Origin of the sequence: Pseudomonas sp. YH-1, from assembly GCF_051990045.1 — a bacterium.
GTDB lineage: Bacteria > Pseudomonadota > Gammaproteobacteria > Pseudomonadales > Pseudomonadaceae > Pseudomonas > Pseudomonas nicosulfuronedens.
Map to the genome: position 1 here is coordinate 634,950 of NZ_CP178184.1, position 19,708 is coordinate 654,657.

Genomic DNA, 19,708 nt, shown 5'->3' on the forward strand with positions numbered 1-19,708 from the left:
TACGGGCGGCAATGACACCTCACTTCATCGGCATCAGCGAATCCGCCTCGCTGATCACCGCCTTGCCGGTGCTGCGCTGGAACAGGCACAGCTCGCGGCCCTGTTTGCCCTGCATGTGCTTCTGCGGGTAGCGCCCGCCGATCATCAGCGCCGTGTAGCCCACGCTGTCGTCGAACAGCACCGGCGCGCCCAGCACCTTCTTGTTCTGCAGATGGCTCAGCGCCAGGCAGGCTTCACGCTGTAGCTTGTCCTGCGCCTGCCAGGCAGCGTCGGACGAGGCCTGCACGCTACCGGCGAAGGCTGCGGCCAGCAGGGCGATGGGGATGACTTTCATAGGGTTGCTCCAGTACCGAAAAGCGTCGATGGCCATTCTGACCACGCCGGGACGGCGAAAGTCTATGGCTTGTGCCGACCGCCAGCCTTTCCCTGGCGGCAAGGGCCGGCGTAGAATCCGGCTCATTCCTGCCATTTATCCCCCGGCGGGCCTGTGAGCCCCGGCCGAGCAGGCGGTGACCCCGCCAAGCCCCGCGCCGACCTCGCCCATGCAAGGCCATCTGCTGTTTGCATCCGGTGCGTACCGCGCTCACGATACGACTTAGAGTTTGCTCAAGGTCTCGCCGGCCAGCCCTACCCGCTGTACGCCGCCGCACAGAAGACCCGGATCGACTCCCACCGCGACCTGATGCGCAGGAACCTGTCATGCCCGATTACCGCTCGAAAACCTCCACCCACGGCCGCAACATGGCCGGCGCCCGCGCCCTCTGGCGTGCCACCGGGATGAAGGACGAAGACTTCAAGAAGCCGATCATCGCCATCGCCAACTCCTTCACCCAGTTCGTGCCCGGCCACGTACACCTGAAGGACCTGGGCCAGCTGGTCGCCCGCGAGATCGAAAAACACGGCGGCGTGGCCAAGGAATTCAACACCATCGCCGTGGACGACGGCATCGCCATGGGCCATGACGGCATGCTCTATTCCCTGCCGTCGCGCGAGATCATCGCCGACTCCGTGGAATACATGGTCAACGCCCACTGCGCCGACGCCATCGTCTGCATCTCCAACTGCGACAAGATCACCCCCGGCATGCTGATGGCCGCCCTGCGCCTGAACATCCCGGTGGTGTTCGTCTCCGGCGGCCCGATGGAAGCCGGCAAGACCAAGCTGGCCAACCACGGCCTGGACCTGGTGGATGCCATGGTGGTCGCCGCCGACGACTCCTGCTCCGACGAGAAAGTCGCCGAATACGAACGCAGCGCGTGCCCGACCTGCGGCTCCTGCTCCGGCATGTTCACCGCCAACTCGATGAACTGCCTGACCGAGGCTCTGGGCCTGTCGCTGCCGGGCAACGGTTCCACCCTGGCGACCCACTCCGACCGCGAACAACTGTTCCTGCGCGCCGGCCGCCTGGCGGTGGAGCTGTGCCAGCGCTACTACGGCGAAGGCGACGAGTCCGTGCTGCCGCGCAATGTCGCCAGCTTCAAGGCGTTCGAGAACGCCATGACCCTGGACATCGCCATGGGCGGTTCGACCAACACCATCCTGCACCTGCTGGCCGCCGCCCAGGAGGCGGAGATCGCCTTCGACCTGCGCGACATCGATCGCCTGTCGCGCAAGGTGCCGCAGCTGTGCAAGGTGGCGCCGAACATCCAGAAGTACCACATGGAAGACGTGCACCGCGCCGGTGGCATCTTCTCCATCCTCGGCGAGCTGGCCCGTGGCGGCCTGCTGCACACCGACGTGCCGACCGTGCACAGCCCGAGCATGGCCGACGCCATCGCCGAGTGGGACATCACCCAGACCCAGGACGAGAAGGTCCACACCTTCTTCAAGGCCGGCCCCGCCGGCATCCCGACCCAGGTGGCGTTCAGCCAGAGCACCCGCTGGGACACCCTGGACGATGACCGCGCCGAAGGCTGCATCCGCAGTGTCGAGCACGCCTACTCCCAGGAAGGCGGTCTGGCCGTGCTGTACGGCAACATCGCCCTCGACGGCTGCGTGGTTAAGACCGCTGGCGTGGACGAATCCATCCACGTGTTCGAAGGCCGCGCGAAGATCTTCGAAAGCCAGGACGGCGCCGTGAAGGGCATCCTCGCCGACGAAGTGAAGCCGGGCGACATCGTGATCATCCGCTACGAAGGCCCGAAAGGCGGCCCGGGCATGCAGGAAATGCTGTACCCGACCAGCTACCTGAAGTCCAAGGGCCTGGGCAAGGACTGCGCCCTGCTCACCGACGGCCGCTTCTCCGGCGGTACCTCGGGCCTGTCCATCGGCCACGCCTCGCCGGAAGCGGCCGCAGGCGGCGCCATCGGCCTGGTGCAGGACGGCGACAAGGTGCTGATCGACATCCCCAACCGCAGCATCAACCTGCTGGTGAGCGATGAAGAACTGGCCACCCGCCGCGCCGAACAGGACAAGAAGGGCTGGAAGCCGGCTCAGCCGCGCGCGCGCAAGGTGAGCACCGCGCTGAAAGCCTACGCCCTGCTGGCCACCAGCGCCGACAAGGGCGCGGTACGCGACAAGTCGCTGCTGGACGGTTGAGTCTGGTGGTGACGTGAAAAAGCCCGGCGAATGCCGGGCTTTTTTGTACGCGCTGAAGGCTGAGTATCAGCCCTCCTTCGCAGCGGACTTGGCGCAACCGCCGGTCCCCGGCTTGATTCCACGGTCGGCATCGCAGATCGAACCCTCCACTTTCCAAGTGATATTGGCAGCACCCGGCTTGATTTCCGGAGTCATCGTCATTTCGAGATTGTTGCCAGCTGCATTGGTCGCACTAATCGTTGTTTTGACAATCCCTTTCGTGACGTCATAGGAAATGACGTTATCAGTCGCGACAGTTGCGGGAATGCCATATGCCCCCTTATCACACTCATCCGACTTTCCCGTTTCCGTCACGCAAAGCCCCACAGACGTTTTCACGGCGGACAGTTCCGCCATCGCCGCTGCCGCCTTCGAGCGCGACGAGTAATCCGAATACAGTGGCAAGGAAACCGAAGCCAGAATCCCGATGATCGCCACCACGATCATCAACTCGATCAAGGTAAAGCCCTGCTGTTTGCGCATCTTCGTATCCTTCTGGATTGAGCCGGAAGCGCGAATGGCTCCGGATGCATTCCAGTGAAGCCACGCCAGCGGGCCCGCACACTCAGACGCGTCCGCGCACCCTGTTGAAAATTCGGCAGTTTTTTCCAGGCCGAAAGCATCCCGAGTGCCGCTGCACAGAGGCGTCGTAGGAACTCGGGCTTCCCCATTCATCCCTCCTTGCCTCATGGCACTGTGCGATCCCGCCTTGGGCCAGTAAAATCGCGCTCTTTTTTCCCGGACCGCCGCCCATGAGCTCCCTCGAGAACCCGTCCGCCGCCAAGGACCAGCCCGACCTGGTCTATGGCCTGGAAGACCGCCCCGCCCTGCCGATCGCCCTGCTCGCGGCGCTGCAGCACCTGCTGGCGATCATCGTGCCGATCGTCACCCCCGGCCTGCTGATCTGCCAGGCGCTGGGCGTGTCGCCGCGCGACACCAACCTCATCGTGTCGATGTCGCTGGTGATCTCCGGCATCGCCACCTTCGTCCAGTGCAAGCGCTTCGGGCCGTTCGGCGCGGGCCTCCTGATCGTCCAGGGCACCAGCTTCAACTTCGTCGGCCCGCTGATCGCCGGCGGTGCGCTGATGGTGAAGAACGGCACCCCGGTGGAAGCGGTGATGGCGGCGATCTTCGGCGTGGTCATGGCCGGCTCCTTCGTGGAGATGGGCGTGTCGCGCATCCTGCCCTTCGTGAAGCGTCTGATCACCCCACTGGTCACCGGCATCGTGGTGCTGATGATCGGTCTCACCCTGATCAAGGTCGGCCTGATCAGCATGGGCGGCGGCTTCTCCGCCATGGCCAACGGCACCTTCGCCAACGGCGAGAACCTGATGCTGTCGGGCCTGGTGCTGGCGATCATCGTCATCCTCAACCGCATCCCGGTGGTATGGATGCGCAGCGGCGCCATCGTCATCGCCCTGGCCGTGGGCTACGCCCTGGCCGGCTACCTGGGCCGCCTGGACTTCACCGGCATGCACGAGGCGCCGGCTTTCCAGGTCCCGGTGCCGCTGCACTTCGGCCTGGGCTTCTCCTGGAGCCTGTTCATCCCGATGCTGGTGATCTACCTGGTGACCTCGCTGGAAGCCATCGGCGACGTCACCGCCACCAGCAAGATTTCCAAACAGCCGGTGGAAGGCCCGCTGTGGATGCAGCGCATCAAGGGCGGCGTCCTGGTGAACGGCGCCAACTCGCTGCTGGCCGGCCTGTTCAACACCTTCCCCAGCTCGGTGTTCGCGCAGAACAACGGCGTGATCCAGCTGACCGGCGTCGCCAGCCGCCATGTCGGCCTGTGGATCGCCGCGATGCTGATCGTGCTGGGCCTGTTCCCCAGCGTCGCCGGGGTGATCCAGGCCGTGCCGGAACCGGTGCTCGGCGGCGCGGTGATGGTGATGTTCGGCGCGGTCGCCGCCTCGGGCATCAACATCCTCGCCGGTACTCACCTGGACCGCCGAGCACTGCTGATCATCGCCGTCAGCCTCGCGCTGGGCCTGGGCATCTCCCAGGTGCCGGAGTTCCTCGCGCACATGCCCCACGCGATCCGCAACGTGCTGGAATCCGGCGTCGCCACCGGCGGCATCTGCGCCCTGCTGCTGAACTGGTTCCTGCCCGAGTCCGACGCCGCCAAGGCCTCGCACAACGGCTGAGCCGCCACGACGCCACCTTCGGGTGGCGTCGTCGTTTATGCTCCCCTGATGACCACTTCCCTGCGCATCGGCGTCATCGCCGACACCCACGGCCTGCTACGCCCCGAAGCACTGTCGGCCCTGCAAGGCTGCAAACGCATCCTGCACCTGGGCGATATCGGCCCCGCCTCGCTCCTCGACTCGCTCCGCGAACTGGCGCCGCTGGAGGTGGTGCGCGGCAACAACGACACCGAAGACTGGGCCACCGCGCTGCCGGAAACGCTGCTGCTGGAGCTGGGTGGGCTTCGGCTCTATCTGATCCACGATCTCAAGCAGTTGGCCATCGATCCCGCAGCCGAGGGCATCGACGTGGTGCTGGCAGGGCATTCGCACAAGCCGCTGAACGAGGTTCGCAACGGGGTGCTGTATCTGAATCCAGGAAGCGCGGGGCCGCGGCGGTTCAAGCTGCCCATTGCGTTGGCGATTCTGGATATTGTCGACGGGCAGCCAAGGGTGGAGATGGTTTCGCTCGTCTGAGAGCGTTCGCGAGCAAGCTCGCGCCTACAAAAGAGCGGCGCCCCTGTAGGAGCGAGCTTGCTCGCGAACCGCCGCCGCACCGTGCCTACGGTTCGAGCAACTGGATCGCCAACTGCGCCACTGCTTCCTGCCGCTCGGTTTTTTCGCTGCGTCGGCGACCATTGAGGCTCGACCACTCCGGATGCGCCCGCGCCTTGCGCAGCGCCTCGGGCAGCTTGCCCTCCCGCCACTGCTTGTCTTCGGGCGATTGCACCTGGATCGCCTCCACCGCCGCATGCCCGCGCGTCTGCAAGGCCGCCAGCAGTTGCCGCTGCCGCAGCGCCAGCAAGCGCAGCACGCTGTCATCCACCGAAAGCTCGCGGCTGCCCTTGAGCTTGCCCAGCAGGCGCTGGCCGTAATGGCCGACGGTCTGCCAGGCGCCGCCAGCGATGGCGCCCAGCGCGGTGGCCGCGCCGAGGGTCAGGCCGCCGACCAGCAGGTCGATCCCCGCCCCCGCCGCCGCGCCGGCCGCCACTCCGCCCCCCAGGCGAATGCCCAGTTGGCGCAGGGTCTCCGGGTTGAACAGATCGTCGCCCCAGCGCCCGTCCAGCAACGGCAGGTCGGCCGCACGGACATCGTCCTTGCGGAAGGCATAGAGACTGAGCAGCGCCTTCACGCAGGTGTCTTCGCGCTTGCGCACCTGATTGCGCAGCGTCTCGGTGGCGGCACGCACGGCCGCATCACCGGCGGGAACCAGTTGGCGGCAGGCGGCGACATCCACCAGCAGTTCGGCGATCAGTCGTGCCCCAGCCTCGCGGCGAGCCACGACCTGGGCCTCGTGATCGGCGACCAGCCGATCCAGTTGCGGGCGTGCACGCTCCAGCAGCAGAGCCAGGCTTTCGTACAGGCGCCGCTCGCCATCCAGCGGCGGCGCCACGCTGTCGAAACGCACCAGCGCGTGCAGACCAAGACGGGACAGTGCCTCGCGCCACTGCTCCTCGCGGTGCTGCGGGCTGGCGACGAAGTTCAGCACCGGCAGCAGCGGACGCGCACAGGCGGCGAGTACGGCCAGTTCATCGCGGTACTTGGCCAGCACCGGTTCGCGGGCATCGATCACGTAGAGGCCAGCATCGGACGCGAGCAACTGGCGCAGCACCTTGGCTTCCTGCTCGAATCGGCCGCGAGCCTCGCTGCCGTCGAGGAAGCGGCGCAGCTTCTCCGGGCCATCCAGGCGTTCGCCGGGGCGCTCCAGACCGTCGAGAAAATCGCGCAGGGCGATGGCGTCCTCCAGGCCGGGAGTGTCGTAAAGCTCCAGCAACGGCTCGCCGTCCACCGACAACCGCGCGCCTTCCACATGTCGCGTGGTGCTGGGGCGATGGGAGACTTCACCAAAGCCGACATCGCGTGTCAGGGTGCGCAGCAGGGAGGTCTTGCCGACGTTGGTATGGCCGACCACGGCCAGTTTCAGCGCATCAGTCATGCCCGGTCTCCAGCCAGCCCAGCGGTGATGCCGAGGTGTGCGGCAGTTGCAGCCGGTCGATGCCGGCGTGCCAGTCGCCCAGGCGCTCGGCGTCCAGGGCTTCACCGGCCGGAGCCTGCAACAGCCAGACGCGGGTCGAGGCCGCGCAGCGAGAAAGCTCGGCAATCAGCGCCAGGGTGCCGCGGTCCGGTGAGCGGCGCGGGTCGCAGGCGATCACCAGGCGCGCCGGCGGGTAGCGGGTGAGCTGTTCCAACAAGCGGCGGCGTTGCGCGCCATCGTCGAGGTCGCCGGCATTGGCGATGCTGTCCGGCAGCTTTGGCGGCCAGTTGGGCCGGTCCAGCAGCTCGATGGAGACCAGCAACGCGCCATCGGCAGCGGACGCCGGCACCTGCGCCTGCGGTTCGATCAGTTCGTCCGGCGCGGCATCGCTGACACCCAGGCGCTCGCTGGCCGGCATCAGCCGTTCGCGCAGCAAGGCGTAGCCGGGCAGCGAGACATCCAGCGCCAACTGCGCACGCCCACGCTTCCACTGCCACAGGCAGAGCAGCCAGAGCGCGCCGCGCAACAGCACGCCATAGACCAGCAGGATGCCTACCAGCCAGCCGGCCCAGGCGTGTCGCGCATTCTCACTGGCCACCAGGGCATCGCCGCTGGCGCGCACCAGCTCCGAATCCGGCTGCGGGAAGCCGAGCAGCGAGGGCAACGCGCCGAGGCCGTGGGTCAGCGCGATGAAAGTGTCGCCGCCGAGGATGGTGGTTTCCCAGACGAAGCCATAGCGCCGCGTCGCCAACAGCGCCAGCATCACGCCCAGCGCGGTCGTGAGTGCAACAAACCACAGGCCATGGACCAGCAGGCCGAGCGCCCAGCGCGTGAGCTTCTGCCGGTCCAGCAGCACCAGCAGCGCCGGCGCCAGCTGCGCGGCGTGGGCATCGCGGGCGAGCTTGCCGCTCAGCCACAACCACAGGCGGCCCAGGGCACCAGCCGCCTCGCCGCCGGCAAAGAAGGCCAGGGCCCAGCCGATCAGGGTAATCAGGTGCAGGCCAAGCAGGCTGGCCAGGGCCCAGAAGACGTTGACCGGGCGCTGCCCGTCGCCCAGCGCGGCGAAGGCCAGGCCACCGCCGGTGAACAGCGCCAGCGCCAGCAGCAGGTAGATCGACAGGCGCGCGCCCTGGCTCCAGGTGCGCAAGGCGGCACGCTGGCCATCGCGCTCAGCCAGCAGCAGGGCGCGATGCTGCAGGCGCTGCGCGAGGTCGCCACCGCCAACGATGGCGCGGCGATTGGCCTCGCTGTCTTCCAGGGGACCGACCTGTTCCTCGCGCAGGCGCACGGCCTCGCACAGCCACAGGGATTGGAGGGCGGACTCGCTCACGGGTTCTCCGACAATCGGTATTCGCCAGCAAGGATAACCGCTGCTCGCCGTGGCGTCCCGGCGCCGCCGGTAACACCCGGTATCGTCAACCAAACCAAGGAAGGGCTCTCGCCGGGCGCGGGCGGGCTCAGACTCAGCCGATAGCACTGCCCCTATAAAAACAACAATGAGGCCTCGCCATGCTGCGCTCGCTGCTCAGTGCCTTGCCCCTGCTGTTCGCCGCCGCTAGCGCGACGGCGGTGGAAACTCCCCCGGTGCGGCCTTCCGACTGGGGCCCGGACACCCCGCTGATGCAAGCGGTGCCGCCGCGCGTGCTGGGCGCCGACGTCAGCGCCCGGCAGTCCGCCAGCAACACCTCGCAACTGTGGATCAGCCAGACCGACTTCCGCCTGCACGACGACATCGGCTTCTTCATCCGCAAGATGCTGATCCAGATGAGCCCGGTGGCAGGCAGCGGTACGCCGTTGATGCTCGACGACCCGAAGTCCATGGTCGCGCGCATCCAGGCCGGGGACATCTTCGTCGCCGACGCCACCCTCGCCAGCCTGCTCAACGAGGAGCTGCGCAACGCCAATGCGCCGGTACGCAATCTGAAGCTCAGCACCCGCGCCAACGGCCAGGAAGTCCACGGCGAACTGCTACGCAAGGGGCGCTGGCGACCGCTGCGGATGGTCACCGGGATCGAGCAGGCCGGGCCGCTGAAGGTGGCGCTGGTGCCGCAGCGAATCTTCGTCGACAACGTGGACGTCACGCCCTCGCTGACCGCTGCCTCCATCGAGATGTCCGAGGTGCTGCAACTGCACACCGCGCATATGCAGCTGATCGGCAACCGCATTCTCGTCGACCTCGACGGCCTGTTCCCGCCGCCGCGCCTGGACTTCACCGTGAGCAGCCTGAAGCTCGCCAACGGCGGCATGGACCTGCTGCTGGGCAGCGACCTGGCTGAGCTGAAATGGCCGCAGTTGAAGGCGCCGCAGAGCTACATGTTCATCGAGGGCGGCGACATCAAGATGGCGCGGACCATCCTGGTGAAGGCTTACGCGCTGTTCACCAGCCTGAGTCCCGACGCGCCCCTGCTGTTCAACCTCTATGACTACCGCCGCCAGCTGCAATACGGCGAAATCCGCCTGCGCGAGGACGGCATGGTGCACATCGCCGTCTCGCCGGTGAAGGCACCCGCCCCGGAGGAGAAAGCCCTATGAGAACCCTCCTCGCTTCCCTGCTCTGCCTCGCGCTGACCGGTCAGGCCGTCGCCGAGAGCGCCATCGACAAGCAGCAACGCGAACTGGGCGTGCTGCGCCAGGGCTGGTTCCAGCAGACGCCGCCAGCGGCGGACTTCAAGGCCAGTCGCCCCGGAGGCCTGCGCGATTCCGGCCAGGACGGTGTGGGCATCCTGCTGAACAACGTGGACATGTACTTCCAGGACAACATCGGCTTCCACAGCCCGCAGCTCAAGGGCTGGCTGGTGCCACTCAAGGCCGGCGAGCCGATCGACTTCGACCGCCCGCAGGACATGCGCATCAACGTCTCCGAGGGCGAGGTGATCCTCAGCCCCGAGCAGCTGGCCAACCTGTTCAACCAGCATATCCTCGCCTACCCGCAGACCATGCTGCGCGACTTCAAGCTGAGCATCGAGGGCGACCGCCTGCTGGTGGCCGGTGAGGTGCAGCCGCTGGGCGTCGGGCCCTGGCTGCCGCTGCGGCTCTCCGGCACGGTGAAGCTCGACGGCGACAACCTCGACTACCAGCCAGACAGCGTGAAAGTGCTCGGCGTGCCCAGCTACGGCGCCATGAGCCTGGTGGGCCTGCGCCTGGATTCGCTGGTGACGCTTGAGCGCCCCGGTGCGGTGCTGCAGGACAACGTGATGCACCTGAACTACCACCAGGTCTTCCCGCTGGTGGGCATCGATGGCCGGGTGGAATCCAGCTGGCTGGACGCCAAGGGCCTGCACCTGAAGTTCGCGCCCAAACCCGGAGCCGCTTCGTTGGCCTTCGAGCCACCGCGCCAGGCCGGGCAGTCGTACATCTGGCTGCAGTCGGGGGACCTGAAGATCTTCGAGATTCTCATCACCTACTCCCAGGTGCTGCTCAAGGCCGAACGCCCGGACCAGACGCTGGCCTTCAACCTCAAGGACTATCGCAAGGTGCTCTCCACCGGCATCACCCAGGTCAACGAAGACGGCACCTTCTTCATGCGCGTTCCGCCCACCGCCGGCCCCGCCGAGGGCGAGCGACTGGTATCCTCTGGCAATGGGAGTTCCCACTGATGTTCAGCACTGGAGTCACGATGTCCGAAGCCCTGCCCCTGGCGATGATCGCCGCCCTTGCCGACAACCGCGTGATCGGCGTCGACAACCGCCTGCCCTGGCACCTGCCGCAGGACCTCAAGCACTTCAAGGCGATGACCCTGGGCAAGCCGGTGATCATGGGCCGCAAGACCTGGGATTCGCTGGGCCGCCCGCTGCCGGGCCGGCTGAACATCGTGGTCACCCGCCAGGCCGGGCTGAAGCTCGAAGGCGCGGAAGTCTTCACCAGCCTCGACGCTGCGCTGGAGCGCGCCGAGCAGTGGGCCAAGGAAGAGGAAGCCGACGAGCTGATGCTGATCGGTGGCGCGCAACTCTACGGTGAAGCCCTGGGCCGAGCCGACCGCCTCTACCTGACCCGCGTAGGCCTGGCCCCGACGGGCGACGCGCACTTCCCCGAGGTGGATGAAGCGCATTGGCACCTGGCGTCGAGCATCGAGCATGACGCCGAAGGCGAGACGCCGGCCTATGCGTTCGAGGTTTGGGAGCGGGCTTGAGATTTCAGAGCGAGAGCCCCTCTCCCCAGCCCTGGCTGCGCGCCCCGCTCCAAAGGGAGAGGGAGCGGTTCGGAGCGAAATGAACACACTGTGCTCGCCGGTGACGTAAGCAAGTTCGCCTCGCTCGGATATCCCCTCTCCCTTCAGGGAGGGGGTTAGGGAGAGGGAACGCCAACTCGGAACCCAAGACAAAAACGCCGCCCCGGTCCCCCGGCGCGGCGTTTTTCTTTACCTCAAGCCATCAGAACGCAAAGTGCTCCGCGTCCAGCCCCATCAGGCAATCCGCGCCGCCCAGCAGGGACTCGCGGTGCATGCTGGCGCGCGGCAGGATGCGCTTGACGTAGAACTCGGCGCTGGCGAGCTTGGCGCGGTAGAAGTCCGCGTCGCCCGCGCCGGCCGCCAGTTTCGCCTGGGCCACGCCCGCGGCCTGCACCCACAAGCCCGCCAGCAGCACGTAGGAGCAGTACTGCAGGAAGTCCACCGAGGTGGCGCCGATTTCCTGCGGATCACGCTGGCAGGCGGCGATCACTTCGGCGGTCAGGCTGCGCCACTCCAGCAGGCGTTGGCGCACAGTTTCCGCGAGCCCCGCCAATTCGGCGCGGGCCGCCACGGTTTCGCAGACAGCCGCCAGTTCGGCGATCAGCGCGTTCAGCTCCGCACCGCCGTCGCCCAGTAGCTTGCGGCGGATCAGGTCGAGCGCCTGGATACCGTTGGTGCCTTCATAGATCTGGGTGATGCGGCTGTCGCGCATCAGTTGCTCCATGCCCCACTCGCGGATGTAGCCGTGGCCGCCGTAGACCTGTACGCCGAGGCTGGATACCTCCTGGCCGACGTCGGTGAAGAACGACTTCACGAGGGGAATCAGCAGCGCCGCGCGCTTGCTCGCGGCCTTGCGCGCGTCGGCCTCGGGGTGGCCGTGCTCCAGGTCCAGCTCGCGGGCGCACAGCGCCGACACCATCCGGCAACCTTCGGTGAGTGTCTTCTGGGTCAGCAGCATCCGGCGAACGTCCGGGTGGACGATGATCGGGTCGGCAGCTTTCGACGGCTCGGCCGCACCGGTCAGCGCGCGCGATTGCAGGCGCTCGCGAGCATAGGCCAACGCCCCCTGGCAGGAACGCTCGGCGATACCCAGGCCCTGCAGGCCGACCTGGAAGCGCGCGTCGTTCATCATGGTGAACATGCAGGCCAGGCCCTGGTTGGCCTGGCCGATCAGCCAGCCGGTGGCGCCGTCGAAGTTCATCACGCAGGTGGACGCACCCTTGATGCCCATCTTGTGCTCGATGGCGCCGCAGCTCAGCGAGTTGCGCGCGCCAGGCGTGCCGTCGGCATTGGCGATGAGTTTCGGCACGAGGAACAGGCTGATGCCCTTCACCCCGGCCGGCGCATCCGGCAGGCGCGCCAGCACCAGGTGGACGATGTTCTCGGACAGGTCCTGCTCACCACCGCTGATGAAGATCTTGCTGCCACTGATGCTGTAGCTGCCGTCCGCCTGGGGTTCGGCGCGGGTACGCAGCAGGGCGAGGTCGGTGCCGGCCTGCGACTCGGTGAGGCACATGGTGCCGCTCCACACGCCGCTGACCATCTTGGCCAGGTAGTCGCGCTGCAACTCCGGGGCGCCGTGCTTGTACAGCGCCAGCACCGCGCCTTCGGTCAGGCCGGAATAGACGCGGAAGGACAGCGAGGCGGCCATCAGCATTTCATGGAAGCTGGCGGAAACCATCTGCGGGAAGCCCTGGCCGCCAAACTCGGTCGGCCCGGTCATGCTCGCCCAGCCGTTGTCGCAGTACTGCCGGTAGGCCTCACGGAAGCCATCGGGCGTGGTGACTTCGCCATTGAGCAAGGTCGCGCCCTGCTCGTCGCTGTTGCGGTTCAGCGGCGCCACCACCTCGCCGGTGTAGCGTGCGCCTTCTTCCAGCACGCCGTCGATCAGCTCGCGGTCGAGGCCGTTGCCCAGCAACTCGCAGTGAGCGCTGACATCGAACAGTTCGTGGAGGACGAAGCGCATGTCGCGCAGGGGTGCCTGGTAACTCATGTTCAATGCTCCTGTTTGACGTCGGCGAAGCGGCCATTGGCGGCGGCCAGGCGCTCGATCAGCGCAGCCGGCTGCCAGTGCGCGCCGTGCTCGCCGGCCAGGTCACGCAGGCGCGCCAGCACGCTCTGCAGGCCCTGGGCATCGGCCCAGGCCATTGGGCCGGACTTGTCCTTCGGGAAGCCATAACCATTGAGGTAAACGGTGTCGATGTCGGCGCTGGTGGAGGCGATGCCTTCGTCGAGAATCTTCGCGCCTTCGTTGACCAGCGCCAGCAGGCAGCGCTCGAGGATTTCTTCGACGCCGATGTCGCGGCGGGAGCAACCCAGGCGTTCGGATTCGCGCAGCACCAGAGCATCGACTTCCGGGTCGTGCTCGGCCTGGCGGCTGCCCGGCTCGTAGTGGTAGAAGCCGTTGCCACTCTTCTGGCCGAAGCGGCCCATCTCGCACAGGCGGTTGTCCACCTGTACGGTCGGCGCGTCCTGGCCCTTGCCGGCCAGCTCGCGGGCACGCCATTCGAGGTCGATACCGACCACGTCGAACATGCGGAACGGCCCCATGGCGAAGCCGAAGCCCTGGATCGCCGCGTCCACCTGGTGCGGCAGCGAGCCTTCGAGGATCAGCCGGCGCGATTCCTGGACGTATTTCTCCAGCATGCGGTTGCCGATGAAGCCGTGGCAGTTGCCGGCCACCACACTGACCTTGCCCATGCGCTCGCCCAGTTCCAGGGCTGCTTCGAGCACGGCGGGAGCGGTCTTCGCACCACGCACGATCTCCAGCAGCTTCATGATGTGCGCCGGGCTGAAGAAGTGCAGGCCGAGCACCTGGGACGGCCGCGAGGTCACTGCGGCAATCGCGTCGACGTCCAGGTAGGAAGTGTTGGAGGCCAGGATTGCCGAGGGTTTCAGCGCCGCATCCAGCTCGCGGAAGATCGACTGCTTGAGCTCGAGGTTCTCGTACACCGCCTCGATCACCAGGTCCACCTCGCGGATCGCCGCGTAGTTCGCCACCTGGGAGATGCGCGCACGGCGACGGGCGGCTTCGGCCTCGTCGATACGCCCCTGGCGCACGTTGTGGGCGTAGGTGTCAGCCACGGCGCCGAGGGCCTGGGTGAGCATCTGCGGGTTGTTGTCCAGCCACAGGACCTGCACGCCGGCGTTCGCCAGGCACATGGCAATACCCCGGCCCATGGTGCCAGCGCCGATGACGGCGGCGCTGGCGATGCGGATGTTCTGGCTCATGTTGTTCCTCTTGTCAGCCTGAAACGATCGTTTGAAGACCACTCACCTTAGGGAAGGCGGTACTATTTTTGAAATTTTGAGTTGTGATAAGTGGCATTCAGCCGATGAATATGAATACCTTCGACCTCAACCTGCTGCGGGTGCTGGACGCGCTGCTGCGCGAGCGCAACGTCTCGCGCGCGGCGGAGCGCTTGTCGTTGAGCCAGCCGGCGGTGAGCAATGCACTGAACCGCCTGCGCGAACTGCTCGATGACCCGCTGTTGGTGCGCGTGGGCCGGGCGATGCAGCCGACGCCACGGGCGCTGGAGCTGGAAGCGCCGATCCGCGACGCCCTGCAGCGCATCGGCCAGAGCCTGGCCGGCGGCGATACCTTCGACCCGGCGCGCAGCCGCCAGCGCTTCACGATGGCGCTGACCGACTATGTGGAAGCGCTGTGCATGCCGCACCTGCTCGAAAGTCTGGGCAGCACGGCGCCCGGCATGAGCCTCTCCATTCAGCACCTGACACCCACGCTGCCGGCGGAGGCGCTGGACAAGGGCAATCTTGACCTGGTGCTGGGCCGTTTCGAGGAGCTGCCGGTGCGCTTCCAGCGCCGGCCGTGGGCGAGCGAGACGCTGCGCCTGCTGGCCCGGCGCGGGCATCCGCAGGTGCACGGTGCAATCGACCTGGAGACCTTCCTCGGCCAGCGGCACCTGTGGGTTTCCGGCGGGCAGACCAAGGGCATGGTCGACCAGTGGCTGGCCAGCCAGGGGCTGAAACGGCAGATCGCCTACACCACGCCGAACTACCTGCAGGCGGCGCATCTGGTGGCAACCACGGAGTTGCTGGCGGTGCTACCAACCCGGCTGGCGGAGCATTTCGCGCAGCTGCTGCCGTTGCAGGTGCTGGAGCTGCCGTTCGACGTGAGGCAGTTCCACCTGGAGCTGGTCTATCTCGCCCAGCGCGAGCGGGATGCGGCGTTGCAGTGGTTGATCGAACGCATAGTGGACTCCGCTCCCGAGTAACAGGACGCACGACGTAGGATGGCGTGGAGCGAAGCGATACCCATCGCCCTGTACGCAGACAGCATGGGTATCGCTCCGCTCCACCCATCCTACGAAGAGCAAAAAAACGCGCCCGGAGGCGCGTTTCGTGGGATCAGAAGCGGTCGCGGATGATCGTTTCTTCCAGCGGCAGCCGGCCGATGCGCGGCTTGGCTTCCACCGCCTGCTTGCCCACGGCGATCATCAGGCCGATGGCATGGTTGGCCGGCAGGTTGATCAGCTTGCCCACGGCGTCGAAGTCGAAGCCGACCATGGGGACGCTGTCCAGGCCGCGGCCGCGGGCCGCGAGCATCAAGGTCTGGGCGACCAGGCCGCTGCTGCGCATGGCTTCGTCACGCTGGGTCTGCGGTTTGCCTCTGTAGTAGCCGTCGATGGCACCGACCATGTAGTTCTTCACTTCGACCGGCGCGTCGTCCCAGACACGCTCGGCATTCTGCTCCCAGCTGTCGACCTGCGCGCAGACGATCACCAGCATCGACGCGTCGGTCATCTGCACCTGGTCCCAGCCGGCTTCGCGGATCTGCGCGCGCAGCTGCGGGTCGCTGACTTCCACCAGGCGCACGTGCTGCAGGTTGAACGAGGTGGGAGCGAGCAGCGCCTGTTGCAGCAGGTCGTCCTTCTCTTCACGGCTCATCACGTAGGAAGTGTCGAAACCCCGAATGGAACGGCGGCTGCGGATGGCGTCTTCGATCAGCATGGAAAATCCTCTGGCTGGCATGGGCGGGAATGGCGCGCATGGTAAGCCGAGAGGCAGGCGCATTGCAGAGCAGCGTATCGATAATGTCTATGCGATTAGCTGATGAATCGCAGCCTGAGCTGCCCGCCGTGAACCGGCGGGCACCACAAGCGATCAGCTTTCCAGCGCTTCGACGGGTGCCGACGTGGCCTGGCGCTGCTTGGGCGAGGTGAAGCTCAGGTAGCCATCCTCGACCTTGCCGAAGCGCAGCAGCGCAAGGTCCAGCGCGTAGTTCTGGTAGAGCTTCCACGGCGTGCGGTCGCCCTGCTTGGGCATGCGGTCGGCGGCGCGCTGGATATAGCCGGAGTTGAGGTTGAGGAAGGGCTCTTCCTTCACCGATCCATCGGTCTGGCGCGGCGTGCACTGGCGCATGCCGACGGCATCGAGGTGGTTGATCAGGCGGCAGAAGTACTCGCTGGACAGGTCCGCCTTGAGCGTCCAGCTGGCGTTGGTGTAGCCGACGATGGCCGCGAGGTTGGGCAGGTCGCGCAGCATGATGCCGCGATAGCCCATGCTCTGGGTGACCTCGAAGGGTTTGCCGTCGATGGCCAGTTCGGCGCCGCCGAACATCACCAGGTCCAGCCCGGTGGCGGTGACGATCACGTCCGCTTCCAGCAGCTGCCCGGACTTGAGCAGGATGCCTTTCTCGGTGAAGCGCTCGATGTGGTCGGTGACCACCGAGGCGCGCCCCTGGCGCAGCGCCTTGAACAGGTCGCCGTCGGGCACGCAGCACACACGTTCATCCCACGGCTTGTAGCGTGGGCTGAAGTGGCGCATGTCGAAATCCTTGCCCAGCTGCAGGTTGGCGAGCTTGAGCATGAGTTTGCGCACCGCACCGGGGAACGCCTTGGAGGCCATGAAGAAGATCATCTGCATGGTCACGTTGCGGGCACGCGCCTGGCGGTACACCCACTTCTCCGGCAGGAAGTGGCGCAGGAAGTTGGAGATCGGGTCCTTCGCCGGCAGGGTGATCACGTAGGACGGCGAACGCTGCAGCATGGTGACGTGGGCGGCCTTGTCGGTCAGCGAGGGGATCAGCGTGACGGCGGTGGCGCCGCTGCCGATCACCACGATGCGCTTGCCGCTGTAGTCGAAGTTCTCCGGCCACAGTTGCGGGTGGATGACCTGCCCGGCAAAGCTTTCGCGGCCGGGGAAGTCCGGGGTGTAACCGGCGTCATAGCGGTAGTAGCCGGTGCACATGAAGAGGAACTGCGCACTCATGCGCACCGGCTCCGCCTCGTCACCGCGCTGCACGACCAGGTTCCAGCGCGCACTCGCGCTGTCCCAGTCGGCCTTGAGTACGCGGTGGCGATAACGCACCTTGTCCTCGACGCGGTACTCGCGGGCGGTCTCGCGGATGTAGTTGAGAATCGACGGGCCGTCGGCGATGGCCTTGGGATCGGTCCAGGGCTTGAAGTTGTAGCCCAGGGTGTACATGTCCGAATCGGAGCGGATGCCCGGGTAGCGGAACAGGTCCCAGGTGCCCCCCATGGCCTCGCGGCCTTCGAGGATGGCGTAGGACTTGCCGGGGCACTGCTTCTGCAGGTGACAGGCGGCGCCGATGCCGGACAGGCCGGCGCCGATGATCAGTACATCCAGGTGCTCGACGGACATGCGAGGGCTCCTCGGCCGGTAGGCAGGCAGTGCCTGATGAGTCTAGGAGGAATTTCCTCCTCGCACCCTACAAGGAGCCCCGCCGGCACCACGCCGACCTTTAGTCGTGCGTGGCGCCGGCGTCTTCAGGCGCTCACAGCTGCGTCTGAACCCAGTCACGGACCTGAGCGTAGGGATAGTCCTCAAGCGTCGCATAGCCCGGCAGCGTGCGGGCGCGCATGCGGGTGAAGGCTGGCACGCTGATGCCACACAGGAAGCGCGTTACGCAGTCCGCACTGGGCGCAAGACCTCGGGCGCTGCGGTATTTCTCCAGGAAGGCGGCGCAGCGATTGTGCAGCGACTGGCCGTCCAGCGGCGGCAGCACAGGCGGCTCCGGCAGCCGGGCGACGCGACCGGCGCAGACCGAGCAGTGCCCGCAGTGGCGCGGCGCCTGCTGGTCGCCGAAGTACTGGGCCAGGCGCCAGCTCAGGCACTCCGCACTGCCGAGCAGTTCGAGCATGGCGCCGATACGGGCGATCTCGCTGCCCTCGTGTCGCTTGAAGTAGCGATGCAGTTCCTCGCTCAATTCATCCACGGCGAAGGACGCGTCGCGCACCGAGTAGACCTCGGTCATCTGCTTGCTCTCCAGCTCCACCCAGCCGCGCTCCTGGAAGTAGTCCAGCGCCTTCACCACCCGCGCGCGCTCGGCGCCGTGGCGGCTGTAAAGAGTATCGAAATCCAGGGTCGCCCAGGTCCGGGCGCGGGCCGAGGTGGTGAGGATGGCATCGACGAACTGCCGCCGCTCGCCCTCAAAATGCCCCAGAAGCTCGTTGGAGCCGATCAACAGTTTGTAGCGATATTCGGCAAAATAGGCGAAACGCGGCGCGATGATGCCGCGTAGCTCTAGCTGCACCAGCAAAGTTTTCAGCGGCAGCTGGCGGATATTCGACTGGTCCGACAGTGGCACCAGCATGGTTTCCCACTGGGCATTGGGCGCTTGGCGGATTTCTTCCAGCACGTTCCGGATGCCCTCTAGCTCGGGCGTGTCGCCGTAGACGAAATTCTCCAGCACGTTGAGGCTGTCGCGGTTGGCCAGCACCAGGCATTCCGAGCGCTGGCCATCGCGACCGGCACGGCCGATCTCCTGGCTGTAGTTCTCCAGCGACTTGGGCAGGTCGTAATGCACCACCTGGCGGATATTGCTCTTGTCGATGCCCATGCCGAAGGCAATGGTGGCGACGATGCAGTTCAGCCGGCCCTCCATGAAGCGGCGCTGGATGCCCTCGCGCTCAGGATGTTCCATGCCGGCGTGGTAGGCGCAGGCGGGAATGCCGCGCTCGCCCAGGTGCGCGGCGATTTCCTCGGCGGTCTTCTGCTGGGTGACGTAGACGATGGCCGGCTGCCCGGCGCGCTCGCCCAGCCACTGCACCAGTCTTGCGCGGCGATCGGCGCTGGCCACCGGCTCTACCTGCAGGTCGAGGTTGGCACGGTAGAAGCCGGTGGTGACCACGTCGCTTTCGGCAATGGCGAACTTGGCGCGCATGTCGGCAATCACCGCCGGCGTCGCCGTGGCAGTGAGCAGCAATACCTGGGGAATACGGAACTGTTTCTGGTAGTCCGGCAGCTTCAGGTAGTCGGGGCGGAAGTTGTGGCCCCATTCGGAGATGCAGTGCGCCTCGTCCACCACCAACAGGGAAATCGGCACCTCGCTGATGAAGTTCCGGAAACGCTCGTTCTTCAGGCGCTCCACCGAGATCATCAGCACCTTCAGTTCGCCGCTGCGCGCGCGGGCCATGGTCTGAGCGGTCTGCTCGCGGCTCTGCGCCGAGTCGATGCTGGCGGCGGCGATGCCATGGCGGGCGAGGAAGGCGAGCTGGTCCTGCATCAGCGCCAGCAGCGGCGAGACCACCAGGGTCAGGTGTGGCAACAGCAGCGCCGGCAGCTGGTAGCACAGCGACTTGCCCGAGCCCGTGGGAAAGATCGCCGCCGCGGAGCGACCGGCCAGCACCGCGCTGACCGCCGCCTCCTGGCCGGGGCGGAACTGGCGGAAGCCGAAGACGTTTTCAAGGGTGTCGTGCATGGGAGTACTCCTTTACCGTCCTGAAGTCTGAACCCTCAGGCTAAGGACAGCACCTGTAGGAGCGAGCTTGCTCGCGAACAGCCCAACTCCGGTTCACGAGGCCGAATCCATTCCCTACGGAT

At 66.5% G+C, this 19,708-nt stretch carries 16 protein-coding genes; 7 read left to right on the forward strand and 9 right to left on the reverse strand.

Annotated features, from left to right (window positions below):
* Positions 1-19: 19 nt before the first annotated feature.
* On the reverse strand, positions 20-334 hold the full coding sequence (locus ACKI1H_RS02845; RefSeq protein WP_440467615.1) for a hypothetical protein: 315 nt from the start codon (positions 332-334) through the stop codon (positions 20-22).
* A 365-nt stretch (positions 335-699) separates the two neighbouring features.
* On the opposite strand from ACKI1H_RS02845, the gene ilvD reads away from it, so the two are divergent.
* The gene (gene ilvD / locus ACKI1H_RS02850; RefSeq protein WP_440467616.1) at positions 700-2,538 is read left to right on the forward strand and encodes a dihydroxy-acid dehydratase; all 1,839 of its coding nucleotides are present in this window, start codon (positions 700-702) and stop codon (positions 2,536-2,538) included.
* A gap of 66 nt (positions 2,539-2,604) precedes the next feature.
* Here the strand turns inward: ilvD and ACKI1H_RS02855 are convergent, their stop codons facing one another.
* On the reverse strand, positions 2,605-3,060 hold the full coding sequence (locus tag ACKI1H_RS02855) for a pilin (protein ID WP_440467617.1): 456 nt from the start codon (positions 3,058-3,060) through the stop codon (positions 2,605-2,607).
* 269 nt (positions 3,061-3,329) lie between these two features.
* Between ACKI1H_RS02855 and ACKI1H_RS02860 the strand changes: the two genes are divergently transcribed.
* Positions 3,330-4,721 (forward strand): nucleobase:cation symporter-2 family protein, encoded by a 1,392-nt coding sequence (locus tag ACKI1H_RS02860; protein WP_138524306.1) that lies wholly within the window; start codon positions 3,330-3,332, stop codon positions 4,719-4,721.
* 48 nt (positions 4,722-4,769) lie between these two features.
* Entirely contained in the window at positions 4,770-5,237 is a 468-nt protein-coding gene (locus ACKI1H_RS02865; protein ID WP_440467618.1) for a metallophosphoesterase family protein, read from the forward strand.
* Positions 5,238-5,322: 85 nt separating this feature from the next.
* On the opposite strand, the gene ACKI1H_RS02870 is transcribed toward ACKI1H_RS02865, so the two are convergent.
* Both ACKI1H_RS02870 and ACKI1H_RS02875 read right to left on the reverse strand, forming a co-directional pair.
* Positions 5,323-6,696: a GTPase/DUF3482 domain-containing protein gene (locus tag ACKI1H_RS02870; protein WP_440467619.1), complete on the reverse strand. Its 1,374-nt coding sequence runs from the start codon at positions 6,694-6,696 to the stop codon at positions 5,323-5,325.
* The gene (locus tag ACKI1H_RS02875; RefSeq protein WP_440467620.1) at positions 6,689-8,065 is read right to left on the reverse strand and encodes a DUF2868 domain-containing protein; all 1,377 of its coding nucleotides are present in this window, start codon (positions 8,063-8,065) and stop codon (positions 6,689-6,691) included. The genes ACKI1H_RS02870 and ACKI1H_RS02875 overlap by 8 nt, the downstream gene beginning before the upstream one ends.
* A 179-nt stretch (positions 8,066-8,244) precedes the next feature.
* Between ACKI1H_RS02875 and ACKI1H_RS02880 the strand changes: the two genes are divergently transcribed.
* Genes ACKI1H_RS02880 through ACKI1H_RS02890 form a run of 3 tightly spaced genes read left to right on the forward strand, consistent with a single transcriptional unit; the run spans position 8,245 to position 10,864 of the window.
* The gene (locus ACKI1H_RS02880) at positions 8,245-9,267 is read left to right on the forward strand and encodes a hypothetical protein (protein WP_440467621.1); all 1,023 of its coding nucleotides are present in this window, start codon (positions 8,245-8,247) and stop codon (positions 9,265-9,267) included.
* Complete coding sequence (locus ACKI1H_RS02885) at positions 9,264-10,331, forward strand: hypothetical protein (RefSeq protein ID WP_440467622.1); 1,068 nt, start codon at positions 9,264-9,266, stop codon at positions 10,329-10,331. Before ACKI1H_RS02880 ends, ACKI1H_RS02885 begins: the two co-directional genes overlap by 4 nt.
* Before the next feature lie 20 nt (positions 10,332-10,351).
* Positions 10,352-10,864, forward strand: a complete 513-nt coding sequence (locus ACKI1H_RS02890; RefSeq protein ID WP_138524318.1) for a dihydrofolate reductase — start codon at positions 10,352-10,354, stop codon at positions 10,862-10,864.
* A 241-nt stretch (positions 10,865-11,105) separates the two neighbouring features.
* Here the strand turns inward: ACKI1H_RS02890 and ACKI1H_RS02895 are convergent, their stop codons facing one another.
* Both ACKI1H_RS02895 and ACKI1H_RS02900 read right to left on the reverse strand, forming a co-directional pair.
* Positions 11,106-12,896, reverse strand: coding sequence for an acyl-CoA dehydrogenase C-terminal domain-containing protein (locus ACKI1H_RS02895; RefSeq protein ID WP_440467623.1), 1,791 nt, complete (start codon positions 12,894-12,896; stop codon positions 11,106-11,108).
* A gap of 2 nt (positions 12,897-12,898) precedes the next feature.
* Positions 12,899-14,134, reverse strand: coding sequence for a 3-hydroxyacyl-CoA dehydrogenase NAD-binding domain-containing protein (locus ACKI1H_RS02900; RefSeq protein ID WP_440467624.1), 1,236 nt, complete (start codon positions 14,132-14,134; stop codon positions 12,899-12,901).
* A 104-nt stretch (positions 14,135-14,238) separates the two neighbouring features.
* On the opposite strand from ACKI1H_RS02900, the gene ACKI1H_RS02905 reads away from it, so the two are divergent.
* Positions 14,239-15,138: a LysR family transcriptional regulator gene (locus tag ACKI1H_RS02905; RefSeq protein WP_440467625.1), complete on the forward strand. Its 900-nt coding sequence runs from the start codon at positions 14,239-14,241 to the stop codon at positions 15,136-15,138.
* A gap of 133 nt (positions 15,139-15,271) precedes the next feature.
* Here ACKI1H_RS02905 and ACKI1H_RS02910 read toward each other — a convergent pair whose 3' ends face one another.
* The 3 genes from ACKI1H_RS02910 to ACKI1H_RS02920 all read right to left on the reverse strand — a co-directional run bounded on the left by ACKI1H_RS02910 (position 15,272) and on the right by ACKI1H_RS02920 (position 19,586).
* Positions 15,272-15,874, reverse strand: a complete 603-nt coding sequence (locus ACKI1H_RS02910; protein ID WP_440467626.1) for a nitroreductase family protein — start codon at positions 15,872-15,874, stop codon at positions 15,272-15,274.
* 153 nt (positions 15,875-16,027) lie between these two features.
* Complete coding sequence (locus ACKI1H_RS02915) at positions 16,028-17,527, reverse strand: flavin-containing monooxygenase (protein WP_440467627.1); 1,500 nt, start codon at positions 17,525-17,527, stop codon at positions 16,028-16,030.
* Between the two features lie 133 nt (positions 17,528-17,660).
* Positions 17,661-19,586: a RecQ family ATP-dependent DNA helicase gene (locus ACKI1H_RS02920; protein ID WP_440467628.1), complete on the reverse strand. Its 1,926-nt coding sequence runs from the start codon at positions 19,584-19,586 to the stop codon at positions 17,661-17,663.
* Positions 19,587-19,708: the final 122 nt, after the last annotated feature.